At 62.7% G+C, this 21,816-nt stretch carries 30 protein-coding genes; 24 read left to right on the forward strand and 6 right to left on the reverse strand.

Going from position 1 to position 21,816, the window contains the following annotated elements; all coding sequences use genetic code 11:
* Positions 1-104 precede the first annotated feature (104 nt).
* Genes ACZLZQ_RS16000 through ACZLZQ_RS16010 form a run of 3 tightly spaced genes read right to left on the reverse strand, consistent with a single transcriptional unit; the run spans position 105 to position 1,015 of the window.
* Positions 105-281 carry a hypothetical protein gene (locus ACZLZQ_RS16000; protein ID WP_472950221.1) on the reverse strand — a complete coding sequence of 59 codons (177 nt, stop codon included), beginning with the start codon at positions 279-281 and terminating at the stop codon, positions 105-107.
* 60 nt (positions 282-341) lie between these two features.
* A complete protein-coding gene (locus ACZLZQ_RS16005; RefSeq protein WP_472950222.1) occupies positions 342-617 on the reverse strand; it encodes a hypothetical protein in 276 nt (91 codons plus the stop codon).
* Positions 618-661: 44 nt separating this feature from the next.
* A complete protein-coding gene (locus tag ACZLZQ_RS16010) occupies positions 662-1,015 on the reverse strand; it encodes a hypothetical protein (RefSeq protein WP_472950223.1) in 354 nt (117 codons plus the stop codon).
* 472 nt (positions 1,016-1,487) lie between these two features.
* Between ACZLZQ_RS16010 and ACZLZQ_RS16015 the strand changes: the two genes are divergently transcribed.
* The 3 genes from ACZLZQ_RS16015 (at position 1,488) to ACZLZQ_RS16025 (ending at position 3,007) form a co-directional block, all read left to right on the forward strand.
* Positions 1,488-1,730: a hypothetical protein gene (locus ACZLZQ_RS16015; protein WP_472950224.1), complete on the forward strand. Its 243-nt coding sequence runs from the start codon at positions 1,488-1,490 to the stop codon at positions 1,728-1,730.
* A gap of 77 nt (positions 1,731-1,807) precedes the next feature.
* A complete protein-coding gene (locus ACZLZQ_RS16020) occupies positions 1,808-2,263 on the forward strand; it encodes a hypothetical protein (protein WP_472950225.1) in 456 nt (151 codons plus the stop codon).
* Between the two features lie 168 nt (positions 2,264-2,431).
* Positions 2,432-3,007, forward strand: a complete 576-nt coding sequence (locus ACZLZQ_RS16025) for a hypothetical protein (RefSeq protein WP_472950226.1) — start codon at positions 2,432-2,434, stop codon at positions 3,005-3,007.
* A gap of 417 nt (positions 3,008-3,424) precedes the next feature.
* On the opposite strand, the gene ACZLZQ_RS16030 is transcribed toward ACZLZQ_RS16025, so the two are convergent.
* From ACZLZQ_RS16030 to ACZLZQ_RS16040, 3 genes are read right to left on the reverse strand one after another with little or no spacing between them, the layout of a single operon-like run.
* Positions 3,425-3,583, reverse strand: coding sequence for a hypothetical protein (locus ACZLZQ_RS16030; protein ID WP_472950227.1), 159 nt, complete (start codon positions 3,581-3,583; stop codon positions 3,425-3,427).
* The gene (locus ACZLZQ_RS16035; RefSeq protein WP_472950228.1) at positions 3,580-3,870 is read right to left on the reverse strand and encodes a hypothetical protein; all 291 of its coding nucleotides are present in this window, start codon (positions 3,868-3,870) and stop codon (positions 3,580-3,582) included. The genes ACZLZQ_RS16030 and ACZLZQ_RS16035 overlap by 4 nt, the downstream gene beginning before the upstream one ends.
* A complete protein-coding gene (locus ACZLZQ_RS16040) occupies positions 3,867-4,520 on the reverse strand; it encodes a DUF3489 domain-containing protein (protein ID WP_472950229.1) in 654 nt (217 codons plus the stop codon). The genes ACZLZQ_RS16035 and ACZLZQ_RS16040 overlap by 4 nt, the downstream gene beginning before the upstream one ends.
* A 94-nt stretch (positions 4,521-4,614) precedes the next feature.
* Here ACZLZQ_RS16040 and ACZLZQ_RS16045 point away from each other — a divergent pair, with 94 nt between their 5' ends.
* The 21 genes from ACZLZQ_RS16045 (at position 4,615) to ACZLZQ_RS16145 (ending at position 21,804) form a co-directional block, all read left to right on the forward strand.
* The gene (locus tag ACZLZQ_RS16045; RefSeq protein WP_472950230.1) at positions 4,615-5,178 is read left to right on the forward strand and encodes a hypothetical protein; all 564 of its coding nucleotides are present in this window, start codon (positions 4,615-4,617) and stop codon (positions 5,176-5,178) included.
* Positions 5,175-7,202 carry a phage terminase large subunit family protein gene (locus ACZLZQ_RS16050; protein WP_472950231.1) on the forward strand — a complete coding sequence of 676 codons (2,028 nt, stop codon included), beginning with the start codon at positions 5,175-5,177 and terminating at the stop codon, positions 7,200-7,202. Before ACZLZQ_RS16045 ends, ACZLZQ_RS16050 begins: the two co-directional genes overlap by 4 nt.
* Positions 7,203-7,217: 15 nt before the next feature.
* A complete protein-coding gene (locus ACZLZQ_RS16055; protein WP_472950232.1) occupies positions 7,218-7,433 on the forward strand; it encodes a phage head-tail joining protein in 216 nt (71 codons plus the stop codon).
* Positions 7,433-9,019, forward strand: a complete 1,587-nt coding sequence (locus tag ACZLZQ_RS16060) for a phage portal protein (protein ID WP_472950233.1) — start codon at positions 7,433-7,435, stop codon at positions 9,017-9,019. The genes ACZLZQ_RS16055 and ACZLZQ_RS16060 overlap by 1 nt, the downstream gene beginning before the upstream one ends.
* Positions 9,009-10,424, forward strand: a complete 1,416-nt coding sequence (locus tag ACZLZQ_RS16065) for a S49 family peptidase (RefSeq protein WP_472950234.1) — start codon at positions 9,009-9,011, stop codon at positions 10,422-10,424. Before ACZLZQ_RS16060 ends, ACZLZQ_RS16065 begins: the two co-directional genes overlap by 11 nt.
* Before the next feature lie 22 nt (positions 10,425-10,446).
* Positions 10,447-10,800, forward strand: coding sequence for a head decoration protein (locus ACZLZQ_RS16070; RefSeq protein ID WP_472950235.1), 354 nt, complete (start codon positions 10,447-10,449; stop codon positions 10,798-10,800).
* 24 nt (positions 10,801-10,824) lie between these two features.
* Entirely contained in the window at positions 10,825-11,907 is a 1,083-nt protein-coding gene (locus ACZLZQ_RS16075) for a major capsid protein (protein ID WP_472950236.1), read from the forward strand.
* A gap of 18 nt (positions 11,908-11,925) precedes the next feature.
* Entirely contained in the window at positions 11,926-12,243 is a 318-nt protein-coding gene (locus tag ACZLZQ_RS16080; protein WP_472950237.1) for a head-tail joining protein, read from the forward strand.
* The gene (locus ACZLZQ_RS16085; RefSeq protein ID WP_472950238.1) at positions 12,243-12,845 is read left to right on the forward strand and encodes a hypothetical protein; all 603 of its coding nucleotides are present in this window, start codon (positions 12,243-12,245) and stop codon (positions 12,843-12,845) included. Before ACZLZQ_RS16080 ends, ACZLZQ_RS16085 begins: the two co-directional genes overlap by 1 nt.
* A complete protein-coding gene (locus ACZLZQ_RS16090) occupies positions 12,842-13,318 on the forward strand; it encodes a phage baseplate assembly protein V (RefSeq protein ID WP_472950239.1) in 477 nt (158 codons plus the stop codon). The genes ACZLZQ_RS16085 and ACZLZQ_RS16090 overlap by 4 nt, the downstream gene beginning before the upstream one ends.
* Entirely contained in the window at positions 13,315-13,587 is a 273-nt protein-coding gene (locus ACZLZQ_RS16095) for a PAAR domain-containing protein (protein ID WP_472950240.1), read from the forward strand. The genes ACZLZQ_RS16090 and ACZLZQ_RS16095 overlap by 4 nt, the downstream gene beginning before the upstream one ends.
* Before the next feature lie 16 nt (positions 13,588-13,603).
* Positions 13,604-13,945: a GPW/gp25 family protein gene (locus tag ACZLZQ_RS16100; RefSeq protein WP_472950241.1), complete on the forward strand. Its 342-nt coding sequence runs from the start codon at positions 13,604-13,606 to the stop codon at positions 13,943-13,945.
* On the forward strand, positions 13,942-14,826 hold the full coding sequence (locus tag ACZLZQ_RS16105; protein WP_472950242.1) for a baseplate assembly protein: 885 nt from the start codon (positions 13,942-13,944) through the stop codon (positions 14,824-14,826). The genes ACZLZQ_RS16100 and ACZLZQ_RS16105 overlap by 4 nt, the downstream gene beginning before the upstream one ends.
* On the forward strand, positions 14,823-15,458 hold the full coding sequence (locus ACZLZQ_RS16110) for a phage tail protein I (RefSeq protein ID WP_472950407.1): 636 nt from the start codon (positions 14,823-14,825) through the stop codon (positions 15,456-15,458). The genes ACZLZQ_RS16105 and ACZLZQ_RS16110 overlap by 4 nt, the downstream gene beginning before the upstream one ends.
* Complete coding sequence (locus ACZLZQ_RS16115; protein WP_472950243.1) at positions 15,455-17,770, forward strand: hypothetical protein; 2,316 nt, start codon at positions 15,455-15,457, stop codon at positions 17,768-17,770. The genes ACZLZQ_RS16110 and ACZLZQ_RS16115 overlap by 4 nt, the downstream gene beginning before the upstream one ends.
* 9 nt (positions 17,771-17,779) lie before the next feature.
* Entirely contained in the window at positions 17,780-17,965 is a 186-nt protein-coding gene (locus tag ACZLZQ_RS16120; protein ID WP_472950244.1) for a hypothetical protein, read from the forward strand.
* Positions 17,937-18,440 (forward strand): hypothetical protein, encoded by a 504-nt coding sequence (locus ACZLZQ_RS16125; RefSeq protein ID WP_472950245.1) that lies wholly within the window; start codon positions 17,937-17,939, stop codon positions 18,438-18,440. The genes ACZLZQ_RS16120 and ACZLZQ_RS16125 overlap by 29 nt, the downstream gene beginning before the upstream one ends.
* 8 nt (positions 18,441-18,448) lie before the next feature.
* Positions 18,449-18,796, forward strand: a complete 348-nt coding sequence (locus tag ACZLZQ_RS16130) for a hypothetical protein (protein WP_472950246.1) — start codon at positions 18,449-18,451, stop codon at positions 18,794-18,796.
* A 613-nt stretch (positions 18,797-19,409) separates the two neighbouring features.
* Entirely contained in the window at positions 19,410-20,000 is a 591-nt protein-coding gene (locus tag ACZLZQ_RS16135) for a DUF4376 domain-containing protein (protein WP_472950247.1), read from the forward strand.
* Between the two features lie 80 nt (positions 20,001-20,080).
* The gene (locus tag ACZLZQ_RS16140) at positions 20,081-21,301 is read left to right on the forward strand and encodes a phage tail sheath C-terminal domain-containing protein (protein WP_472950248.1); all 1,221 of its coding nucleotides are present in this window, start codon (positions 20,081-20,083) and stop codon (positions 21,299-21,301) included.
* A complete protein-coding gene (locus ACZLZQ_RS16145; protein WP_472950249.1) occupies positions 21,301-21,804 on the forward strand; it encodes a phage major tail tube protein in 504 nt (167 codons plus the stop codon). Before ACZLZQ_RS16140 ends, ACZLZQ_RS16145 begins: the two co-directional genes overlap by 1 nt.
* The last annotated feature ends 12 nt before the right edge of the window (positions 21,805-21,816 follow it).

The raw sequence follows: 21,816 nt of genomic DNA on the forward strand, positions 1-21,816 counted from the left end.
GAACGCGGCGCCGCCAACGAACCCAACTGCGACGCCGGCCATCAGCCGCTTCACACGCGCCACCTCAGCCCGGTCAGCGCAGTAGAGCGGTCCAGTCGCGGCGCTCACGACGGCTCACCGTGCGAAACCGCGGCGCTGAGGTCGTGGTTCAGGGCGGCGAGCGAGACGGCGCCGATGCAGGCCGCGAGGACGAACGCAGCAGCGAGGCTGCAAAGATCCTTGCGCAACTCGCGCCAGGTGAGCCGCGGCGGGGCCGGGTAAATTTCGATATGGTGACGCATGGATCAATCCGTTGATAATTTGCAAACGATAGAGGCGAACGGAAAAAGGGTGGTGACGGACTAGTCTGGGGCGAGCGCAGACAGGAGCGGGTTTTCGGCGAAGTGTTCGCGGAAGGCGCGGGCCTTGTCCTCGTCGATCGCAGCGACGATCGCGTCCGCAGTCGCTAGCTTGAGATTGCGAATGGTCATGTCGACAGTCGCCGCGGGGAACGACGCAATCTGATGGATCATCTCCCGCTCAATCTCATCGGCTTCAGCGTCCGGCTCGCGGTAGTAGAGCACCTGATGACCGTCAATTTCGAACAGCTTGGCGAACGGGGCGGGCTTGTCAGGCATGGCATATGATCCTGTGATGATTTTTTGCAAACGCTTCGGCGAAGCTATTTTGCGAAGATGATCCCTGTGACAGGGAAGGCGCCGGGCTCGTCGGCCATGCAGATGTCGAGATAGAACTCGTCGAGGCCGGTATTGCCGCGGATGTCCCGCATGTGAAAGTGCTTGATGGCCATGCCGTCAGGCAGGTGGCGGGACATGAAGTCGGTTGCCGCGACGTAGAAAACCCCGTCTGTCGCAGGATCCTGTCCGGCGGCCCGGAGCTTCTCGTCGACTGTCTCTCGAACGAAAGCCGCACCGGCATGATGGGTGGCTCGACCGTAGTGACGGAGGTCCACATGCCCATCGCAATAGACGCAGACCGGGTCGCCATCCTCGTCGATGACCTGAGTGAATTCCATCTGAGCCCTCCGTCTTGCGATGACCCAATGCTTACATCAGCTCGTTTGCGTTGTCAAATTGCAAACACAAGGGTGAACGCGACGCGACCATGCCACGGGCGGATTTCGGCCTGTTTTCGAGATAAAGAAACACAGCGCTAATAAGTACAGTTTTCCATGCACCTAAAGCACTGATTTTGTTGCTCTGTATTTGTGTATGAAACTATGGCTCAAACCGAGAGAGACAGACATGCATGCGCGCTATGCACACGGCATGCATGCGCAGACAGACGCGCTATTATTATTATTTTCCTTATGAAAAAGATAAATAAATACAGTGTCAGCGTTTCCAATGGCTTCGGTGTATGCCGAGATGTATCCGGCTCTCCAATCTGTATCTTGCGGAGCAAAAAGCCCGGAACTGCGGTGTATGTTGACAAATTAGGCCAGATAACGCATTGCAGATTTGCAAATCAGCAACAAGGATTGCGATATGGTCGAAGTGCGAAGTGACATTCCCGTGCCAGGCAGTGCCAAGCCTCGGCGTGAACCGAACGGGCCATGGCGGACGATGGCTGTTGGCGAGAGCTTTTTCATGCGCAAGGCGGTTTCAGCCATCAACGGCGTCTACGTCCGGAACCAGCGCGACGACGCTAAGCGCTACGTCTGCGAAGAGCGGGTGGAGGATGTCGACGGCGAACGGGTGAGGGGCGCACGCGTCTGGCGGACCGCATAGCGGATTTGCCATTGACGTTTCGCAAACTTCGAGCCATGTTCGACGGCAGATGGCAATCACCCCAACGGGAATCGATCATGTCCGAACAGATTATGCGCAGCGTCAACGTTGCAGTCGGTGGCAAGGCCAAGCAGTTCAGTCCCGGCGCGATCCCCGAGGGCACGTCCACGGAAGTCGTCGACCGTCTTCGTCGCGCCGGCGCCTTCGGTGAGAAGCCGATGGCATCGCAGGGCGGCGCCGGCACCCTCGAAATGTCCGGCCTCAATCCCGTTACCTCGACCGTCACCGCCGACCTCGTCTCCGGCGAGTCGAGCGACTACGCCGAAGTCCGTTCGACCGAGACCGAACGCGAGGCGGCTGCCGAAGCCGATGGCGGCGGCGAGATCGGAGCCCTTGGCAACACCGGCGAAGCTGTCGACCTCGATGCCATGACCCGTGCCGAGCTGGAAGCCCATGCCGCGTCTCATGGCATCAGCATCGAGGGCGCGAACAGCAAGGCCGACGTCCGCGCTGCGATCGACGCCGCGTCCTAATTCGCCCTAGCGGCGTCCGAAGAGTGGAGCAGAACCACTCCTTCCCGAGCGCAGGGAATAGCATCTGCAAAGCGTGACCCGAAAGGGGATGTCGGCTAGAGCCTCGCCGATGTGTCAGAAGCCCGCCCGGTTAGCGCCGAGGCGGGTTTTCTTTTAGGAGCATGGCCCATGTTTTTCATCAAGGCTCAATGGCGCGCCAAGGGGCTGCATCAGTACCTCGACCACCTTAAGGCACCACGGCTCAACCAAGCCCTGTCCAAAAGCGTCAACGACACGGCGCGGCAGGTCGAGCGCATCGCTGAGAAGATCGTTGCCTCTCGCCTCTCCTTGCAGGCAAAGCGCGTCCGCAAGGGCATCTACATCCGCCCACATTCAACGCCGAAGACACTGACGACAATCATCCGCGGATCTACGTCCGAGGTGCCGCTCAAGGTGTTCCGAGCGAAGGAGGTGCCAGGCGGCACGGTAGCGACGATATGGGGGAAGAAGCAATTCCACCCCGACGCCTTCATCTTCGGCGGCAAGGTAGGGGACCGGAAGGACATCAGCATGGGCGACAACGTCTTCGTCCGAATGGGGAAGGCGCGCCTGCCCATCCAGAAGGCCAAGGGCGCCAGCATCGGCGAGGCTATGAACGAAGGCGCTGTGTCCGCTGCAATCGAGCGGAACGCGGACAAGCTGCTGGCCGCCAACGTGCTGCGTCAGCTAGAGCGCTACACCCGCAAGGCGCGGGGCAAGTTCTAACGCCCTAAGCCTCATCTAAGTAGTCTCAAGATTAGAAATAGTATGAGGCCAAACCTTATCATCTGCTCCAGTTTTCGAGACGGCAGGATCGGTCAAGGCTAAACACGCCCAGAATGGCCGAGAGTGACCCAAAATGTGTGACATTTGGGCATCAAAAGGCAATAAAGTGTGGCTTTAGGGTGACACCACACCCCCTTTCGGGTCCTCCCCGGGGGTGGCTCCTATGCGGGGGACAAGACTGGCGCAGGCTTCCTCTAGTGACAGATAAATACAAATGCCTGCCGTTACTATGCATTGCGCGTTGTTATGCTCGAATGTCAGCGGGAATGGTTGGAGTTAGTTATTTCCAGAGAGATCAACGCTGTAAAAATCTCAAACGCCATAATTGATCTCAAGTTGATAGACGTCGGAACCTGCCTACTCTTGCGTTTTCACGGGACCGTTTTTATCGTCCTTGCGCTCGCTCTCGCGCTGGCGATCACGCTCAGCCATCGCTTCCTCTTCCCTGGCGGACTGGTATTCCGCATCCGCCCAATCGTCCCTGCTTGGATGGCCGCGGTACAGCCGGCGGTTCATGCTGGCGCCGTCAGGCTGAGGGCCAAGCGGCCCGCCTGGGTAATCCGGCAGGACGCCACGTAGCCGCCGCGCGTCAGTTCGCCTAGTTCGGCCTTGGTGATGGTCGCGCTTGCCGCATCGGTCCCGCCGCGCATCGCTTGGAAGTGTGTCCACTGCGATGGGTGACCAGACGCTGCGACGAGAGTGCCACCCGCGGTCATTTGCTTCCAGCCAAACCACTCAGGTGGCCGTTGCGATCCGAGCAACGCGAGGAAACAGGATTGATCTTTTGTCAACGTTGCAGTCATGCCGACGCCTCCGTCGCCATGACGTAGCGGGCCGGCTTGCCCTTCACCGACTGGATGTCGTGGCCGCGCTTGCGCAGCGTGCCAGCGATGTAGCCGCGAAGCGTATGCCGCTGCCAGCCGGTAGCGGTGAGGATGTCCTCGACTGTTGCGCCTCCTGGCCGCGAGACGAGCGCGACGATGATGGCAGCACGGGACGGGCCGCGCTCAGCCTTCTTGGGATCAATCTTGTTTCCCAGCCGGTCCCGCAAACCGGCTGCCTTCTCTTCCTCGACACGAGCACGACGCTCGGCCCGGCGAGCCTCGATTTCGTCAGCACTCGACCGCGTTGGCGGAATGGAGCGGACCGCCAAAACGAACTCGGCCCCGGCCAACGGCTTCGGCTTGACCGGCTTGTCGACCGGCTTTGGCCGGGCCGGGGCGATGGCTGGTTTCGGCGGCAGGCCAATGATGACAGCCTCGTTGCCGATGAAGTCCTCGACGTCGCGGATCACATCCGGGTTGACCTTGTTCGCACCGATGATCTGTACGGAAGGGTGCCAGGCACCATCGACGGCGACGGGCTCGGCAGCCTCAAGGCACCGCCACTTGAACGCGTCCGCCAGTTTGCGAGCCGCTCGCTTGGCATTGGACTTTACGGTATGCGCTTTCATCTCCATTCCTCCGATTGCAATTCGCGATCAACGATGACATTTTGCAAACGAAGGCGTATCACGCAACAACGCAGGGCGCATAGGGAAAAGATCAATGGCAGCGGCTTTGATACCGCAGGGAATGAGCGTCTACGCCTTCGCCAAATCGGTGGGCGTTGCGAAAAGCTCTATCCAAGATGCGGTGAAGAGTGGGCGCCTGGCCGACGCTGTCTTTCCCGATGGGAGTCTTGACGAAGTGCATGCGCGCGTCCTCTGGCTCGCGACGACGCAGACGTCCCGGCAGAAGTCTCCGACCCCGCGATCAAAGCTCGCGGCGGACGCCGATAGGGCTCGCGGGATTAACGACGTCAAATTCGACAAGCTCGAGGTCGAACTCGAAAGCGCCCGCCTTGACTTGGCGGAACAGAAGCGGACGTCGATCCCGTATGCCGCCGCTCGCAAGGCGCTCGCCGGGTTCATGCGTCTCTACCGTGACATTTGCCTGCAGTTCGCGGTGCGGCACGGGCCGGCCATCGCCGCCGAAATCGGATGCGAGGAAGGTCCGCTGATCGCCGCGCTGTCGGCGCATATGCGGAACGCCCTCAACGAGGCCGGGACCAATCCACGCCCGTTTCCAAGAGTGGCCGAGGTTGCGATCCCGAACGAGGGTGACGAGTGAACGCTCACGTCGTCCTGCCCCCTGGCCCGTCTATTGCGGATATGGCCGACGCTCTGAGAGCGGATTGCCTTAGCGGTTCGTTTCTCCCCGACCCGCCGCTGATGGTGTCGGCATGGGCGGACAAGAACCGCGTCTTGGCATCGGTGTCCTCGGCCGAGCCCGGCCGTTGGCGCACCAGCCGTACACCGTACCTCCGCGAGATCATGGATTGCCTCTCGGCGTATTCACCGGTCGAGGAGGTGGCGCTCATGAAGGGCGTCCAGATCGGCGCGTCCGAGAGTGCCTTCAACTTCGTCGGCTACGCCATCCACCACAATCCCGGTCCCATGATGTACGTCATGCCGACCGAAGGGATGATGAAGAAGTTTTCGAAGACACGCATTGATCCCATGATCGAAGCGTGTCCAGCGCTGCGGGAGCGCGTCAAGCCGGCCCGCGCGCGCGACAGCGACAACACCACCCTGCAGAAGGGTTTCGAGGGCGGCGTCCTCATCCTGACCGGGGCGAACTCCGGCTCCGGACTTCGCGGCCTACCTGTTGGCAAGCTGATCCTCGACGAGGTCGACGGCTATCCGGTGAGTGCCGACGATGATGGCGACCCTGTCACGCTGGCGACGGATCGAACGTCGACCTTCAAGGGCCGGAAGAAAATCTTCAAGCTCTCGACGCCGACGCTGAAAGAGACAAGCCGCATCGGCAAGGCTTACCGCGAGGGCGATCAACGCCGCTACATGGTGGCATGCGAGGGATGCGGCGCCCGGCAGCCCATCACATGGGACCGGATCAAATGGGAGCCAGGTAAGCCTGAGACGGCAATGTTCGTCTGCGCCTCGCATGATCCTGAGACGGGGGAGCTTTGCGAGCATAGGCATCCCGAGCACCGTAAGGGCGTGCTTCTGGCCGGCGGCATCTGGACGCCAACCGCTATAGCGACGCGGCCCCGGATGCGCAGCTATCACCTCAGCGCCCTCTACTCGCCCTGGTACACTTGGGCCGAGTGCGCCTTCCGGTTCATCGGCGCTAAAGATGATCCCTCACGTCTGCAGCCGTTCGTCAACAACATCCTCGGCGAGGAATGGGAGGATCTCGGCGGCGAGCGGATCGACCCCGGCTCGCTGATGGCGTTACGCGAAGATTATGCCGGCGTGCCCGACCGGGTTGCGTTGATGACCGCCGGCGTCGACGTGCAGCCGGACCGCCTTGAGGTAGAGGTCGTCGGATGGGGGCGGGACGAAGAGTCGTGGTCGATCGATTATCAAATCATTCCCGGCGATCCGAACGAGCTGGATGTCTGGGATAGCCTCGACGATTACCTTTCGCGTCGCTGGCCGCATGCGGGGTTCGAACACGGCATGCCGATTTCCGCGGTGGCGATCGACACCGGTGGCGCGAATACGCAGGCGGCATATCGGTTTGTCCGGCCGCGCGAAGGCCGGCGGATATGGGGCATCAAAGGCTACGCAGGGAAGCGGGCCGTCTGGCCAAAGAAGCCGAGCCGCAACAATAAGGGCCGGATCAACCTCTACCCAATTGGCGTCGATTCCGCGAAGGAGGTGGTTGTCGCGCGCCTGGCGAAGGTCGGGCCGGATGTATCCGGCGCCGGAGCCTGCCACTTTTCGACAGAGGTTTGGGACAAGGAAGCATTCGACCAGCTCACCGTAGAGCGACGGCGGACCCGCTATGTGAAGGGATTCCCGCTTACCGAATGGTGGAAGCCAGAGGACGCCAGAAACGAGCGGCTCGACTGTCGTGTCTATGCCTATTCCGTCCTGCAAGGGCTCATCATCATGGGGCTGAACCTCAATCGCGAGGCGACAACGGTTGCGGCGAAGGTAGTCGCTCGGACGAAGCCGCCCGCTGATGTCGAAGAAGCGCCGTCAGATGAGGCAGCCGCTCAGGCGCCGCCGCCGGCAGAGGATGCCGCGCAACATCGTGGAATCCCCGCACCCGTGCCGGATGCTAAACAGCCAAAGGCAAAGCCTCGGCCGCGGCGCCGCGTCACCGTTTCCCCTTTCATGGGCTAGGCCAAAGGAGTGGGGATGGCCGACATGACCGAACTCGAGGCGCAGCGCGCAGCTCTCAAGAAGGCAATGCGTTCGGGTGTCCTCTCGGTCGAGCATGGCGACAAGAGCGTCCGCTACCGCAGCATGAACGAACTTCGCGCTGCGCTCGCCGACCTCGATGCCGAGATCGACGCCACCACCGGCACACGCCGGAACCGCGTGTTCTACCTTTCCAATGACCGGGGGCTCTGATGGCTGAGAAGCCGCGTATTCGAGTTGCCGCCGGCTCCCGCCCGTCTGTCGGTGCCATAAGCGACCCGTTCAAGGTGCCGGGCAACGGCGCGTCCTCATTTGAGGCGGCAGGGCAGGGGCGCAGGCTTCGCGGCTTCAATCCGTCGCGAAGCCATATCAACGCCGCGCTGCAGCGGTCGGGCTCCACGCTCATCGCGCGGGCACGCTGGGTCTATGAGAATTCGGGCTATGCCGGCAACGCGGTCGACGAGTTCACGTCGGCGGCGGTTGGCGATGGCATCAAGCCGCGTCCAAGGATCAAGGATAAGGCGTTGCGTTCGGCGCTGATTGATCTGTTCTGGCGCTGGACCGAGGAAGCCGACGCCGACGGCGTCACGGACTTCTACGGCCTGCAGGAGAAGATTGCCCGCGAGGTCTATCTTGCCGGCGAGGGCTTCGTTCGCTTCCGCGCGCGCCGGCCTGGCGACATGATGACGGTGCCTTTTCAGTTGCAGTTCCTGCCTTCGGAGATGCTCGACCCGACCTTCAACGCGGTCCTCGGCAACGGCAGCTACATCCGGGCCGGCATCGAGTTTGACGCCATCGGCCGCCGTGCAGCCTATCATTTCTGGCGGAATCATCCCGGCGACGATCGACCGCTTAACGGCTCCGCGCTGCGAGACCGTGTCCGTGTGCCAGCGGTCGACGTTGCACATATCTATGATGGTCGGCAGGGCGGGCAGATCCGCGGCGTCCCGCGCATCGCGCGCGTCCTCGTTAAGCTGTTCGTGCTGGAAAGCTATGACGACGCGGAGCTTGAACGGAAGCGATCGGCCGCGCTGTTCACCGCCTTCCTGATTGGCCGCGGCGAGAACCCGCTTGGCCCGGTCAACGTCGACAGCGACGGCCTTGATATGGAGCCCGAGCCGATTGCGCCGATGCAGCCCGGCGCCATGGTTGACCTCGGCGACGACAAGGACATCAAGTTCTCGTCGCCTACAGAGGTCGGCGGCAGCTATGAAGCCTTCCAGTATCGGAACCTGACGCAGATCTGTGCTGGGCTCGGCGTGCCCTACGCATACGTCACGGGCGACGTCGCCAAGGGCAACTTTTCCAACGTCCGGACTGACATCATCCGCTTCCGCCGCCGGACTTCGCAGTGGCAGAACAACACTATGATCTTCCAGTTCTGCCGTCCTGTTTGGAAGCGGTTCGTTGAACTGGCAGTCATGGGCGGCTTCGTCGACATTCCCGACTACGCCGTCAACCCGACGCCGTATTGGGCTGTCGATTGGCTGCCGCCGCGTATGGAATGGATCGACCCTGCGAAGGACGTGAAGGCCGAGCGCGAAGCCGTGCGGGCGGGGTTTAAGACTCGGACGCAGGTCGTCGCCGAGCGCGGCTATGATCGCGAGGACGTTGATGCCGAGTTCGCCGATGAGCGTGGGCAGTCGGTCGAAGACCTCATCTTCGACAGCGACGCCGGCGCCGTCTCGGCGAACGGCTCAATGATGCCCGCCGCCGTTCCTGCGCCCGGCGCCGAGGACGAAGACGACGAAGGCGAGGACACGCCAGCCAAGACACCTGAGGAAGCCGATGCCGATTGATCTCCCGCACATCGCGTCCCGCGTCTTCGGCACGCCGCTGTTGCTGCACCGGGGCAAGCTCGACACGATCCTATCCGCCATTGGACCGCGGCTGCTTAGCGGACTGGAAGTGCCGAAGTCGGTTGAAGTCGACAGCCTACGCGATGATCGACGCAATCGGTCCGCGTTCGTTGGTTCGCGCCAGTCGTTTACCAGTGGTGGATTCTTGGCGCACAGCGGCATTGGCGTATTGCCAGTACACGGCACGTTGATGCGGCGTGGCTCTTGGCTCGACTCCGCATCCGGCATGACCAGCTACGGCGCCCTAACGGACGCCGCGACTGAAATTCTGGAAAGCCCGCAAGTCAGCGGCCTGATGCTAGAGATGGATACGCCGGGCGGCGAGGCTGGGGGCGTGTTTGACCTTGCTGACCATATTCGGAGCCTCAGCGAGTCGACTGGTAAGCCGGTGTGGGCGCATGCCAATGAATTGGCGGCGTCGGCTGGATACGCCATTGCCTCGGCAGCGTCCCGGATTTGGGTGCCTACCACCGGGGAGGTCGGCTCCATTGGTGTTGTCGCGGCGCACATCGACCAGAGCGGATACGACGCCAAGCTCGGTGTAAAATGGACGTATATCTTCTCCGGTGACCACAAAGTCGACGGCAACCCGCACGAGCCACTGACCGAACGTGCCGAAGGCGACATCAGCGACGATGTTGAGGATCTCTATGAGATGTTCATCGATCTAGTCGCGCGGAATCGTAAAATCGCGGCTGAAAAAATCCGTGCTACCAACGCGGACATCTACCGAGGGCGTCGCGCCGTCGAGTCAGGCCTAGCCGATGAAGTCGGCACCTTCGAAGACGCGATGGAAGCCTTTGCGGAACACATTGACGAATTGCAATCGTCGAGCGGCATTGATGCCAGTTCGCCGAGTGTCAGGAGAAGCCTAATGGCCGGACGCACCGCGACCACCCCGAAGCCTCGCGCAACCGAGACGCAGCCCGACGCCGATGAGACCAAGGGCGCGCCGAAGGGCGGCAAGGCCGACGAAGGTGCCGAGGGTGACAGCGGCGACAAGTCGGACGAAGCCGATGAGAGCGACGTCGAGGGCAAGGACACCCCGACCAAGGACGACAAGCCGGACGCCGCGGCAGCCGCTGGCGCGAACGAGCGGAAGCGCTGCAGCGAACTGAGTGCCATCGGCGCGCAGGCCGCCCGCATGGGCGTGAAGTTCGATGTCGGCGCCGCCATCGAGAAGGGCACCAGCCCCGATGCCGCGCGCTCGGCGGTCATGAAGGCCGCGTCCGAAAAGGACGCCGCCGAGACCACCACCCATGTCGCTCCGACCGGGAAGTCCGGCGGCGGCTCTTCGGCCGAAGGCAGTGCATCGGCTTGGAAGAAGGCAATGAAGCGCCGCTAAGCGGCAACTGAGGGACGCGCGCATGTCGCAGGTTTTGAACGAAGGCCGTCGCACCGGCGCCTACATCCGCAGCGAAGCGGAAGACTCTTCGCGGTCGCGCGAAACGGTCATCTTCGCGGCGGCTGCGGCGATCGTCGCAGGCACCGTCTGCAAGGTCTCGGGCGGCAAGTACGTCCCGATCGGCACTGATGGCGCCAGCGCCGTCGCCATCGCCTACGACAATTACAACACCGCGACCGACAAGCGCGGCGTGGCATCCGTCCGCGACATGGAAGCGAACGGCTACGAACTCGTCTGGCCTGCCGGCATCGGCGCGCCCGCCAAGGCAACCGCTATCGCTGCGCTCGCGGCGGTCGGCATCATCGTTCGCTACTGACGCGGCGCCAGGGGAACTACCACCATGCATATGGACATCTTCAACGACGATGCCTTCTCCGCGGTCAGCATGACGACCGCGTTGGAAGACTTCGACTTCAAGCCGGACCTCATCGGGTCGATGAACCTTTTCGAGGATGTCCCGATTGCCACCACGCATGTGTCGGTCGAGCGCCAAGGCAATCACCTTGCGCTCATCCCGACCACGCCCCGCGGCGCGCCCATCAACGAGGGCGTCCGCGACCGGCGCAACCTGCGCAGCTACGAGACCAGCCGCATTGCCAAGGGCATGACGATGCAGGCCTCGGAGATCCAGAACATTCGAGCGATGGGCACCGAGTCCGAAGTCGAGACCATGATCGGCTACGTCGGTCGGTACGAACAGCGGCTCGTTACCGACGTGGAAGCCACCTGGGAAAACATGATGCTCGGCGCCGTGCAGGGTGTAGTGCTCGACGCGGACGGCTCGGTCATCATCGACTGGTTTTCCGAGTTCGGCATCGCCAAGCCCGAAGAGATCGATTTCGCGCTTGGCACCGCCGGCACTGATATCGAAGGCCTCTGCCGCTCGGTCATTCGCAAGATGATCAAGGGCTCCAAGGGCTCGTTGACCGCCGGCTTCCGTATCGTCGGCCTCTGCGGCGATGTCTTCTTCGACATGCTGACGAAGCACAAGACGGTCCGCGAAACCTACCTGAACATGCAGCAGGCACAGGCGCTCAACCGCTCCTTCGGCGTGGCGACGCAGTCGGCCCTCGGCGCCGGCAGCTACGCCACATTCGAGTATGGCGGCATCCTGTTCATCAACTACCGCGGTACCGACGACTTCGACGATGCCGCTGCAGGCGCCGGTACTGCGGTGGGCACTGCCATGCTCGGCATTCCTTCGGCCAAGTGCAAGTTCTTCCCGATGAACTCCCGCGGCATCTTCCAGAAGGCGTTCGCGCCGGGCGAGGCCTGGGATTACGTGAATACCATCGGCAAGCCGCTCTACTCGCTGATGATCCGCGACGAGAAGCGGAACTTCTGGGTTCGGCCCGAGGTGTACAGCTACCCGCTCTACATCTGCAGCCGTCCCGAGATCCTCTACACGGCGCGCGCCGCCTAACTGGAAGGCTGCATCTCGATGGATTGGAACGGGCTTCTCGATGGTATGACCGCGATCGTGCGGGATACCTTCGGGGAGCCCGTTTTGTATGGGATCGAGGCCACCGGCGAGACGGTTGAAATCACCGGCATCTTCGATCCAGATTTCAAGGAGGTCGCGGCCGGCGGGACGATGCCGACGCTGTCAAAGGTGCCGATGCTAGAGGTCCGCGTCGCAGACATCGGCGTCGACCCGGTGCAGGGCGACAAGGTCACCGTGCAGGGCAAGCGCTACCTCGTCTCGGCGCCATGGCCGTCGTCGTCCGGCATGGTCAAGCTGCAGCTCCGGAAAATCTGATGCGACATCCTCGAGAGATCATCCGCGACCGGTTCGCGGCGCTTTTGTCGACGCCGACAGACAGCACGACCCCGGTCTACCCAACCGCCGCGAAGCGACGTGTCTACAACAGCCGCGACCTGCCGCTTGACGCCGAGACGATGACGCCGGCCATCCTCATCTACACGCTCAGCGAGACCCTTGACCCGGTCGAGATGATGGACGGCGGCATTCGGCGGCGGACGATGGACCTGGCGGTGCAAATCTATGAGACTGGCCTGTCGCGCGAGGGTGACCCCGGAGAGATGGACCTCGGCGCTCTTCGCGTCGATGAGATCGCGTGGACGGTCGAGAACCTCGTCTACGCCGACCCGACCTTTGGTGGCCTCGTCGAGCGCTGCACGCTGAAAGAGACATCCATTCAGGTGGCGGGCGACGCGGAGGAAACGGCGCTATGGGTCGCCGGCATGGCGTTCGAGGTCGTCTACGTTACGCATATGCGCGAGACCGAGGGCACGACGCCAACGCAAATTTTGCTCGGCTTCGACCCCGACACGGGGCCGGGCAACGAGCCAGAATATTATGAGGTCTACAACACGCCTGTCGTCGGCGATCTGCCATGACCGCCAGGCGCGACCCAGAACTCACCGAGCTCAACCGCCGCGTTGCCGGAACGGTGACGATCGGCACCGTATCGCAGGTCGACCCGAAGCTCGCGCGGTATCGTGTGAAGGCCGGCGCCTTGGAAAGCGACTGGCTCCCGATGTCGCAGCGTCGTAGCGGCAACACGAAAACCTATGAGTCCCTCGTTGTCGGCGAGCAGGTCGTCATTGCGGCGCCTTCTGGCGACCTCTCGCAGGGCGTCATCATCGGCAGCATCCCCACCGAAGAGCGGGAGATCGGTGAGGATGCCAAGGAGCATCGGACCAAGTTCGCCGATGGCGCGATCGTCGAGTACGACGACAAGGCGCACGCCTACAACATCGCGATTCCAGCCGGCGGTAAGCTGGTCATTTCGGTCGGCAGCACGAAGCTCGAGATGTCGTCGGACGGGGTGAAGCTCTACACGCCTGATTTCGAGGCGATCAAGGTATGAGCTACGGGGCAGCAGCCCGACCCATCGATACCGCCGGGGCGCCGCATATGTCCGGCGCCATCGATTGGTTCAAGGTCGAAGGCAATGAGATTGTCGTCCTTGGCGATCTCGTCACGCCACATCTGACCGCCGTGCACGCGAAGCCGCCCGCAATGGCGCAAGCCAGCCCGTGGTTCCGCGTCGGCGGCATTCCGGTCTGCCGGGCAGGACATCAGGCAGAATGCGGCCATCCCACGACAGGCCGGATGTGGTTTAAACTCAGCGAGTGAGGGAAGGAGGGGAACGATGGCGCTTGGCATAAACCGCGATACCGGACAGCCCCTTGACGGCTTCTCGCACCTTCGCCAGTCGGTCCGCGACATCCTGACGACCCGCAAGGGGACGCGGGTAATGCGACGCGACTACGGCTCCAATATACCGAACCTCGTCGACCGACCCATCGACGACGAGCTGCGCGTCGACCTCTACATCGAAACGGCGCAGGCGCTGTTCGATTATGAGCCGCGTCTTCGCGTGCTGGACGTTGACGTTTTGTCACGATCTTCGGGCCGAATTGAGCTTTCCTTAACGGCGGAATATCTGCCGGACGGCAAGGTCGTGTCGTTGGAAGGGATCATCATCCGATGAGCCTGACGACGACCATTGATCTGTCACAGCTTCCGCCGCCGGACGCCGTCGAGGCGCTCGACGTCGAGATTATCTACGCCGAGACGCTTGCCGATTTTCGCGCCCGCTATCCGGGGTTCACGGCGATCCTCGAAAGCGACATGGTCCTCAAGCTCATTGAGGCTGTGGACTATCGCGAGTTCCTGATGCGGGGTCGCGTGAACGACGCGGTCCGCGCGGTGCTGGCGCCGCTCGCGAAGGGGGCTGACCTCGACAATATCGCGGTCCGTCAGGGTGTCACACGGCTAGTTCTGACGCCGGCGACAGCCACCACCCCCGCGGTGCTGGAAAGCGACGTGAATCTTCTGCGCCGTTACCTCCTGTCATTCGATAGGGCCGCCGCGGGATCGGTCGGACGCTATCTGTACGAAGTTTTCAGCGCTTTTCCGCTCGCCGGGGACGCGGCGGTTGTTGGACGAGCGGTTCATGGGCGGAGAGGCGACACCGACATCGTCGTTTCGGGTCCTGCAGGCCGAAATCCTACCTCTGAAGAGATGACAGCGGTCCGTGCGGCTGTTTTAGCGCCGGATGTGCAGCCTGAAGCCGTCAGCGTGACTGTTTTGGCGGCCGTTCGGCGCGAATACACGATTGATCTCGTCATCGAGGTCCCGCCCGGTCCTGATGCGGCGCTCGTTCGCGTCGATAGCGGCAATCGGGTGCGGGCTGCGGCGAATGCGAGGACGAAAATCGGTGCCGAGGTGCCGGTTGGGCTCCTTGCCGGAGCTGCGTACGGGCCGAACGTCATCAAAGTCCGCGATGTGTCTCCTGTCGCCATCCCCGCTGACCCGTATACGGTGCCTGTGTGCACCGCCATTGCCGTAACCGTCGAGGTGCGGCAATGATCTCTGCTGACAAGCTTCTGCCGGCGAACTCGACGCCTACCGAGTTCGCCCTTGCCGATATCATGAGCGCGGACGTCGGTTTGCCCCTTCGCCAGATCGTCGATCCGTCTGCCTCGCCGGCTGTCTGGCTCCCGTTCCTGGCGGCTCATGAAAGCGTCGACCTCTGGTACGAAGACTGGTCGGAGGGGCGAAAGCGCTTGATGATCTTGATGGCGGCACGCCTCGCCGCCATTAAGGGCACGCGAGCCGCGGCGACCGCCTTACTGGAGTTCGTCGACACCGTCGTCGTCCACAAGCGCAGCTATCCGGCCCGCTTCCCGGTAGGGAAGATCGCCGCCGGCGTTACGCCGATACAGCACCCCAATTTTACAGCGCGCTTGCTGCTGAAGGTCGGCCTTCGTCGTTCGTCGCGCACGCTTCTGGTTGGGCGCTCGATCGCAGGCCGGTCGGCCATCCGAACCTTCAGTCGCGAGCCGATCCGTCGCGCGAAGCACGCTCTCGTCGTCTCCAAGGCGCCCGAGACCTCTTACACCGTGACGTTCGCGCATCGCATCCCCATCACGCTGGACGATGGCATCGACCTCGATGCCGGGCACCCCCTCGGCGCCTTCCGAGACAGGATCAGAATATGAGCAAGCGACTTCTCGTCGGCGAAGCTGAGTACCTTGAGCCGGTCGATTACGAGCGCGCTGGCCTTTTTCCTCAGGCTGCGCTCGATGCCGTCGTTGGCGACGTAATTGCCTATCCCGCACATTGGGCTGGCTTCACGGTCGCCCGCAAGAGTGCGCAGGAAATCACGGTTTCCCCCGGCCGGTATCTCGCCGGCTCGATGGTGTTCGAGTCCGAGCTTCAGCAGACGCTGAACCTCACAATCTATCTGCCGCTGGCGGCAAGCGACGAGAAGTGGGTTGCGCTCATCGCGCGTGACATCCTGCGCACTGTGCAGGAGGACCGCGCCTTTGAGACCAGTGAAGATCCGGAACTCAGCGTTCCCGTCTCCATCCCGACGCCGACCATCGAGGTTCGCGCCGTCGAGATGACGGTGCAGCAGGGCGTTGCCGCTCCCGGTCCCACTTTCCGCCCGACTATTGCGGAGACCGACGCCTGCATCGCCTTCGTCCGCCTAACGACGCAAGGCGTGCAGGAAATTGAGCCGGGCGAGCAATGGCGGGCCAAGAGCCTTTTTGAGGTCGAGGGGCGGGTGACGTCGCTCGAGCTTAGCTTCTCGGGTATCGTCGTCCGGACGGAAGTCCTTGAGACCGGCATGACCAACGTCAACGGCGCCATCGCCGAGCTGCGCAACGGCATGATCCGACCGGAAATCTTCCGGCAGGTCCGGCGCGATGTTGCCGCGATCCGGCGGCAGGTGAACGTCCCCGAGGGCGCGCGCTCCGACTGGTACGACCCCGGCCTCCTTCTCGACCAGTGGGACACGGCGCACGCAAGCTGGCTGGCCCGGATCGACGAGGGCATCCAGATGCCCTTCTCGACCATCCGAGAGGCGCGGCTCGAGGTTCAGAACGAGGATGACCCGCGCATCATGCTGGCCGGTCGCCGGATGGTGCCGGCTTGGGACAAGGTAAAGCGCATCGCCAACGAAGGCGGGCGGGCGACGCGGTTGATCTCGCAGCTGGTGCACAGCGACGTCGTTGCGACCAAGCGCCAGGTCAGCCGAACCAAGACGACGTACGGCCCGACCGTCAACATCTGCGAAAATGCGGCTGAGTGGTCAAAGTACGCAGCGCAATTGAATGCGAACGCCTCGTTCTCCAAGGACGGGGAGACGCTTCAGTCTCTCGGTGCCATCGCCGACAACGGCAACACCGCCAACGGCTACGTGCCGGGCCACAAATTCTATGCCGTGCGCTCGGTGAAGACCGAGAGCTACACCGAGACCTATTGGGACTACAGCACCATCACGGTGGGCCTCAATGGCTCGGTCTACGGCCAGACGTTCCTCGTCGACCAGCCGCTCATCTGCCCTTCGGTCGAGCTTGAGTTCGCCAAAATCGGCACGGATGGCGATGTGCACGTCCTGTTCTGTGGGACCGACCCCACGGGCGCTCCGATCATCACCGACGTCATCGCGCAGGCCACGCTGACTCGTGCGCAACTGAAGGTCGGTTGGAATGAGTTCGTCGCTGACCTGACGTTCTTCGCACCCGGCAAGCGGTATGCCTGGTTCGTGGTGACGACCGGCAACCATACCCTCTATGGCTCCGACGCCAATGCCTTCAGCGGTGGCACGTCGTTCCGCTTCACTGATGGCGCTTGGGCGCAGGGCGACCTGACGTTCGATTTCAACTTCCGGATCAACGGCTGCCGGTTCCGCAACGCTCGGACCGTGATCGACTTCAAGTCGATGACGCTCGCTGAGGGCATGACGCAATTCCATCTGCTCTACCCGAACTGGGAGCCGGACGGCACGGCCATATCCTGGGAGTTCCAGCCGGTCTATGGCGGGCAGAACGTCCTTTGGTACAAGATCGAGGCGACCGCCGGCGCAAGCCCACTGGTCGGCTTGCCGGGTATGGTTAATCTGCGCTGCACGCTGCTGACGACGCCCGACCTGGCGCCAATGATCGAGCTGTCGGCCGATGCCGTCTACAAGACGGCACGGGTCCGCAACACCTTCCTGGCGGTTTCGAAGCCGATCAACCTTGGCCTGACGACGACCATCATTGAGACGCTGACAGTCATCGACGACTTCGACCCCGCGGTTCACACGTTCACGCCGCGGATCATGGTCGGCAACGGCCCAGCGCTCATTGTGCCTGACAGTTCCACCACCGTCGTCGATACCGACAAGCCGTCTCGTCGCGCCATCCTGTCCCGCTACACCGTGCCGGCGGGAACCTCGATCGTGCGGAACGCGCCAGGCGGCAGCACTACGAACATCGTGAATGTCTTCTTCGTCCAAAACACCGCGCTGTTCGCCCTCTAGGAGCCCGCCATGCCTGCTGAAATGACGCCCGCCTACACGGATGAGGCCACCTATGCCGTCAAATTCATGCGGCTGGTGTTGTTTCGCCAGTCGAAATATTTGCCGCTGCCGATACATGAGATGAGCGGTGCTTTCCTGAAACAGATCATTGAACAGGAGGGTGCCGATGTCGTCGACAGTGCCGAGCCGCGATAACGATTACAGGTTCCCGCCGGCGCCCGCCAAGGCGGTCCTGACGCGCGAAGCATGGGACGGCGTAATGGCCGACCTGTCTGCGCGGCTGGCCGCCGTAGAGGCGCAGCGGACGGAGCTTGTGGACCTAATCAACGACCTGTCGTTCAACGCTCAGGCCCGCATTGATGAGGCCATCACGCCTCTTATCGAGCAGACGCAAGCGCAGCTTGCCGATCTTCAGGCGGACGCTGAAGCATTGCGGGCGCAGGTGGATCTCATCCTATCGGGCGGCATCCCGGCAGCCGACGTTGTGGAGAGCGTGAACCGCGTTTTTCTCTCCGCCGGTGAGAAGGCCGCGCTCGCCGAGGCGCTGCTCGATATCGCCGCCGTGGAGTCTGACGTCGCGGACATCGAAGCGGCTGAGTTGATCCAGAATGCTCGGCTGGCAGCGCTGGAAATATCGTCGCCCTTCACCTTCGCTTACGCCTTCCGATAGGAGCCGCCATGGCCAGCCAAAACCTCAAGTCGCCGCCGGGCTTCACGCTAACCACCGCTGCCGCCCAAACGCTCTACACATGCCCGACCGTCGCACCTCAGTACCGAGAGATCGTTCAGGTCACGTTCAACAACATCGACGGCGTCAACGATGCTGCGCTGCCTGTTTGCAACTGGATCGACGCCAGCGCCGCAAGCGCGGCGACGGCCATTCTGCCGGTCAACGCGAAGGTCGCGAAACTGGACAGCGTGATGGTGACGAAGACGCTCGACCCCGGGGACAGCATCGTGGCCAACGCTTCAGCGAACGGCGACATCTCTGCTGTCATCGAGGTTGTCGGGCGAGAGCTAGTCTGATGCGTACGCGCGGCGGTGTGCGGCGCGGCTTCTCGCGGCTGAGCGACCGGGTCGGACTCGGTAGCGCGCTGATTTTCGGGAAGAACTATTTCGCCTCCCAGACTGTGACTGTGCCGAAAGACGGCACCTATTCAATTGGCGTCTGGGGGCCCGGTGGAACGGGCGGAGGCGGATACACTGTTAGCGGAGCGTCTGGTGGGTTTTGCTTAAAGACCCTCGATCTGATTGCTGGAACCGCTATCGTTATAACCATCGGCGCTACATCAACCCAAGTTGTCGTTGCCGGATTTACGCTGACCGCCACCGCCGGCGGCACAGGCTCAAACTCAGGCGTCTCAGGTACAGCAAGCGGCGGCGATGTGAACCTAAACGGGTCTGCTGGTAAGACGACGGGCGACGGGAACCCCGGCCTTGGCGATAATGGTGGTGCTGGTGGTTTAGCTGCAGGTTCTGCCGGCGGGGCCGGCGCTCCGGGCGCTGGGGTATTCCAGGGCGGGAGGGGGGGGCAAGCAGCTCAGAACGGTGAAAGCCCAGGGGCTGGTGGGGCTAGGACAGCTAGCGGAATGACTAGCGGCGGCGCTGCTCAAGTTTCGATATTCGGAGTAGGAGCGCTATGACCGACCTTTTCATCCGCCCCGGCATCGATCCGCAGCCGCTCCCCTTTGACGCTCACGACGAGACCGGGCGCCTCTGGACAGACCTCGCGGGGAGCGCCGAGGGTCGCAAGGCGACTGGCTGGAACAAGCTGGCGCCCGCGCAGCCGCAATTCGACCCCGCTACGCAGGAGATGGTGTGGAGCGGAAAAGCCTGGGTCATTTCCGATCTACCGCCTCCGCCGGCCCCAACCTCCGACGATGTCAACACGGAACGCGACCGTCGCATCGCCGCCGGCTTCGACTTCAGCGGCAAGCCTTACGACTATGATGACAAGTCGCAGAAGCGGATTACGGGCGCGGCTACACTCGCAGGGTTCGCGGCCGGTGCCGGCGCTGAGCTTGGCAATCTTCGCTGGCATGGCGGCCCTGAGGACTTCGTGTGGATCGCACAGGACAACAGCCTTGTCCCGATGGACGCGCCGACGTGTTTCGCCCTCGGCCAGGCCGCCGCGGCATGGGAAAGCTCCAACGTCTTTGCGGCGAAGGCTATCAAGGACGCGGGCATCCCGGAAGACTATGCGGACGACGCTTACTGGCCGGCTCGCTAACAGCTTCGCGCCATATGCGACAATGACGATTTGCAAACCCCCGGTTATACCGTGTCAACGCGAGTAAACCGGGGGCCGACATGGCGGGCACTGACTTTCTGCATGGCGTCGAGGTCATCGAGATCGATGATGGTCCACGCCCAATCCGAACGGTTCGCTCGGCCATTATCGGCATCGTTGGAACCGCTCCCGATGCGGACCCGGTTGCCTTCCCGCTAAACACCCCCGTTCTGATCGCTGGCTCGCGCCTTGAAGCGTCGAAGCTCGACGTTTCCGTTGGCGCCACGCGCGCCGGCACGCTTCCGAACGCCGTCGATCTCATCCTCGACCAGATCGGCGCAGCCATCGTCGTCGTCCGCGTCGCCGAGGGCGCAGTCGGAGCAGGGCAGGCAGCGGGCACGTTGTCCAACATCCTCGGCGGCGCTGCGAACGGCACATATCAGGGCGTCCACGCTCTGCTTGGCGCTCAGTCGAAGCTCGGCGTTGCGCCGCGCATTCTGCTGGTTCCCGGCTTCACCGGCGACCGCCCCGTCGACCCCGACAATGCCGGCACTTACCTTGCCAACCCGGTCGTGTCCGAACTTGTCGGCATTGCCGAGCGGCTCCGCGCCATCATCGTGGCGGACGGCCCGAACTCCAATGACGCCGCCGCCGTCGCTTACACCGGCGATTGGGGGTCCAAGCGGGTCTATGTCGTGGACCCGTTCGTCAAGGTTCAGCGCGGCGCTGCCATCGTCAACGAGCCGGCGTCGTCCGTTGTCGCCGGCTTGATTGCCAAGATCGACAACGACCGCGGCTTCTGGTGGAGCCCGTCGAACCAGAACGTCAACGGCATCCTTGGCACGGCGCGCCCGATCGACTTTGCCCTCGGCGACGTCAACAGCCGCGCCAACTTCCTCAACGAAGCGAACGTCGCCGTGATCATCCGCGAGGACGGTTACCGGCTGTGGGGCAACCACACCTGTTCGTCCGATGAGAAGTTCACGTTCCTCAACGTGGTTCGCACGGCCGACATCATCAACGACAGCATCCTGCGGGCGCACCTGTGGGCCGTCGATCGCAACATTACTAAGACGTACATCGACGACGTCGAGGAGTCGGTCAACGCCTACATCCGCACGCTGGTCGCCATGGGTGCGATCGCCGGCGGCCGGTGCTACGCGGACCCCGACCTAAACAGTCCGACCAGCATCGCCGAAGGCAAGGTCTGGTTCAATGTCGAGTTCACGCCGTACTACCCGGCCGAGCACGTCATTTTTCGCTCGCGTATTACTAATGACTATTTGGAAGATATTGTCTGATGGCTCGGCTTCCGCGACTTCTCAAGCACTTCAACCTATACATCGACGGCGAAGACTATGCGGGGCGAGCGGACACGCTCACGCCGCCGCCGCTCTCCTTCACCATGGAGGACCACCGCGCGGGCGGCATGGACGGCGTTATGGCGCTGGAAATGGGCATGGAAAAGATGACGATGACATTCGTCATCTCCGACGCTACGCCGGCTCTGATCTCGCTGATGGGCCGCGCTTCGGTGCCGCTCGTTGCGCGTGGTTCTGTCCATGCGCAGGGCGTCGGCAAGCCCGAGCCCGTCGTCATCAACACACGCGGCTTCTTCTCGGGCCTCGAAATGGGCGAGTGGCGCGGGGCCAACAAGGCGGTCCAGACGCTGACCGCCGAGCTGGAATACTACCGCTACCGCCAGGCGGACGTCGAGTATTGCGAGATCGACGTCATCAACATGGTCCGTAAGTTCGGCGGCATCGACCAGCTCGCCGAGCACCGCGCCAACATCGGCCTGTAGGCCTTCTAACGA

It is taken from the genome of Mesocryomonas lacus (genome assembly GCF_055730105.2).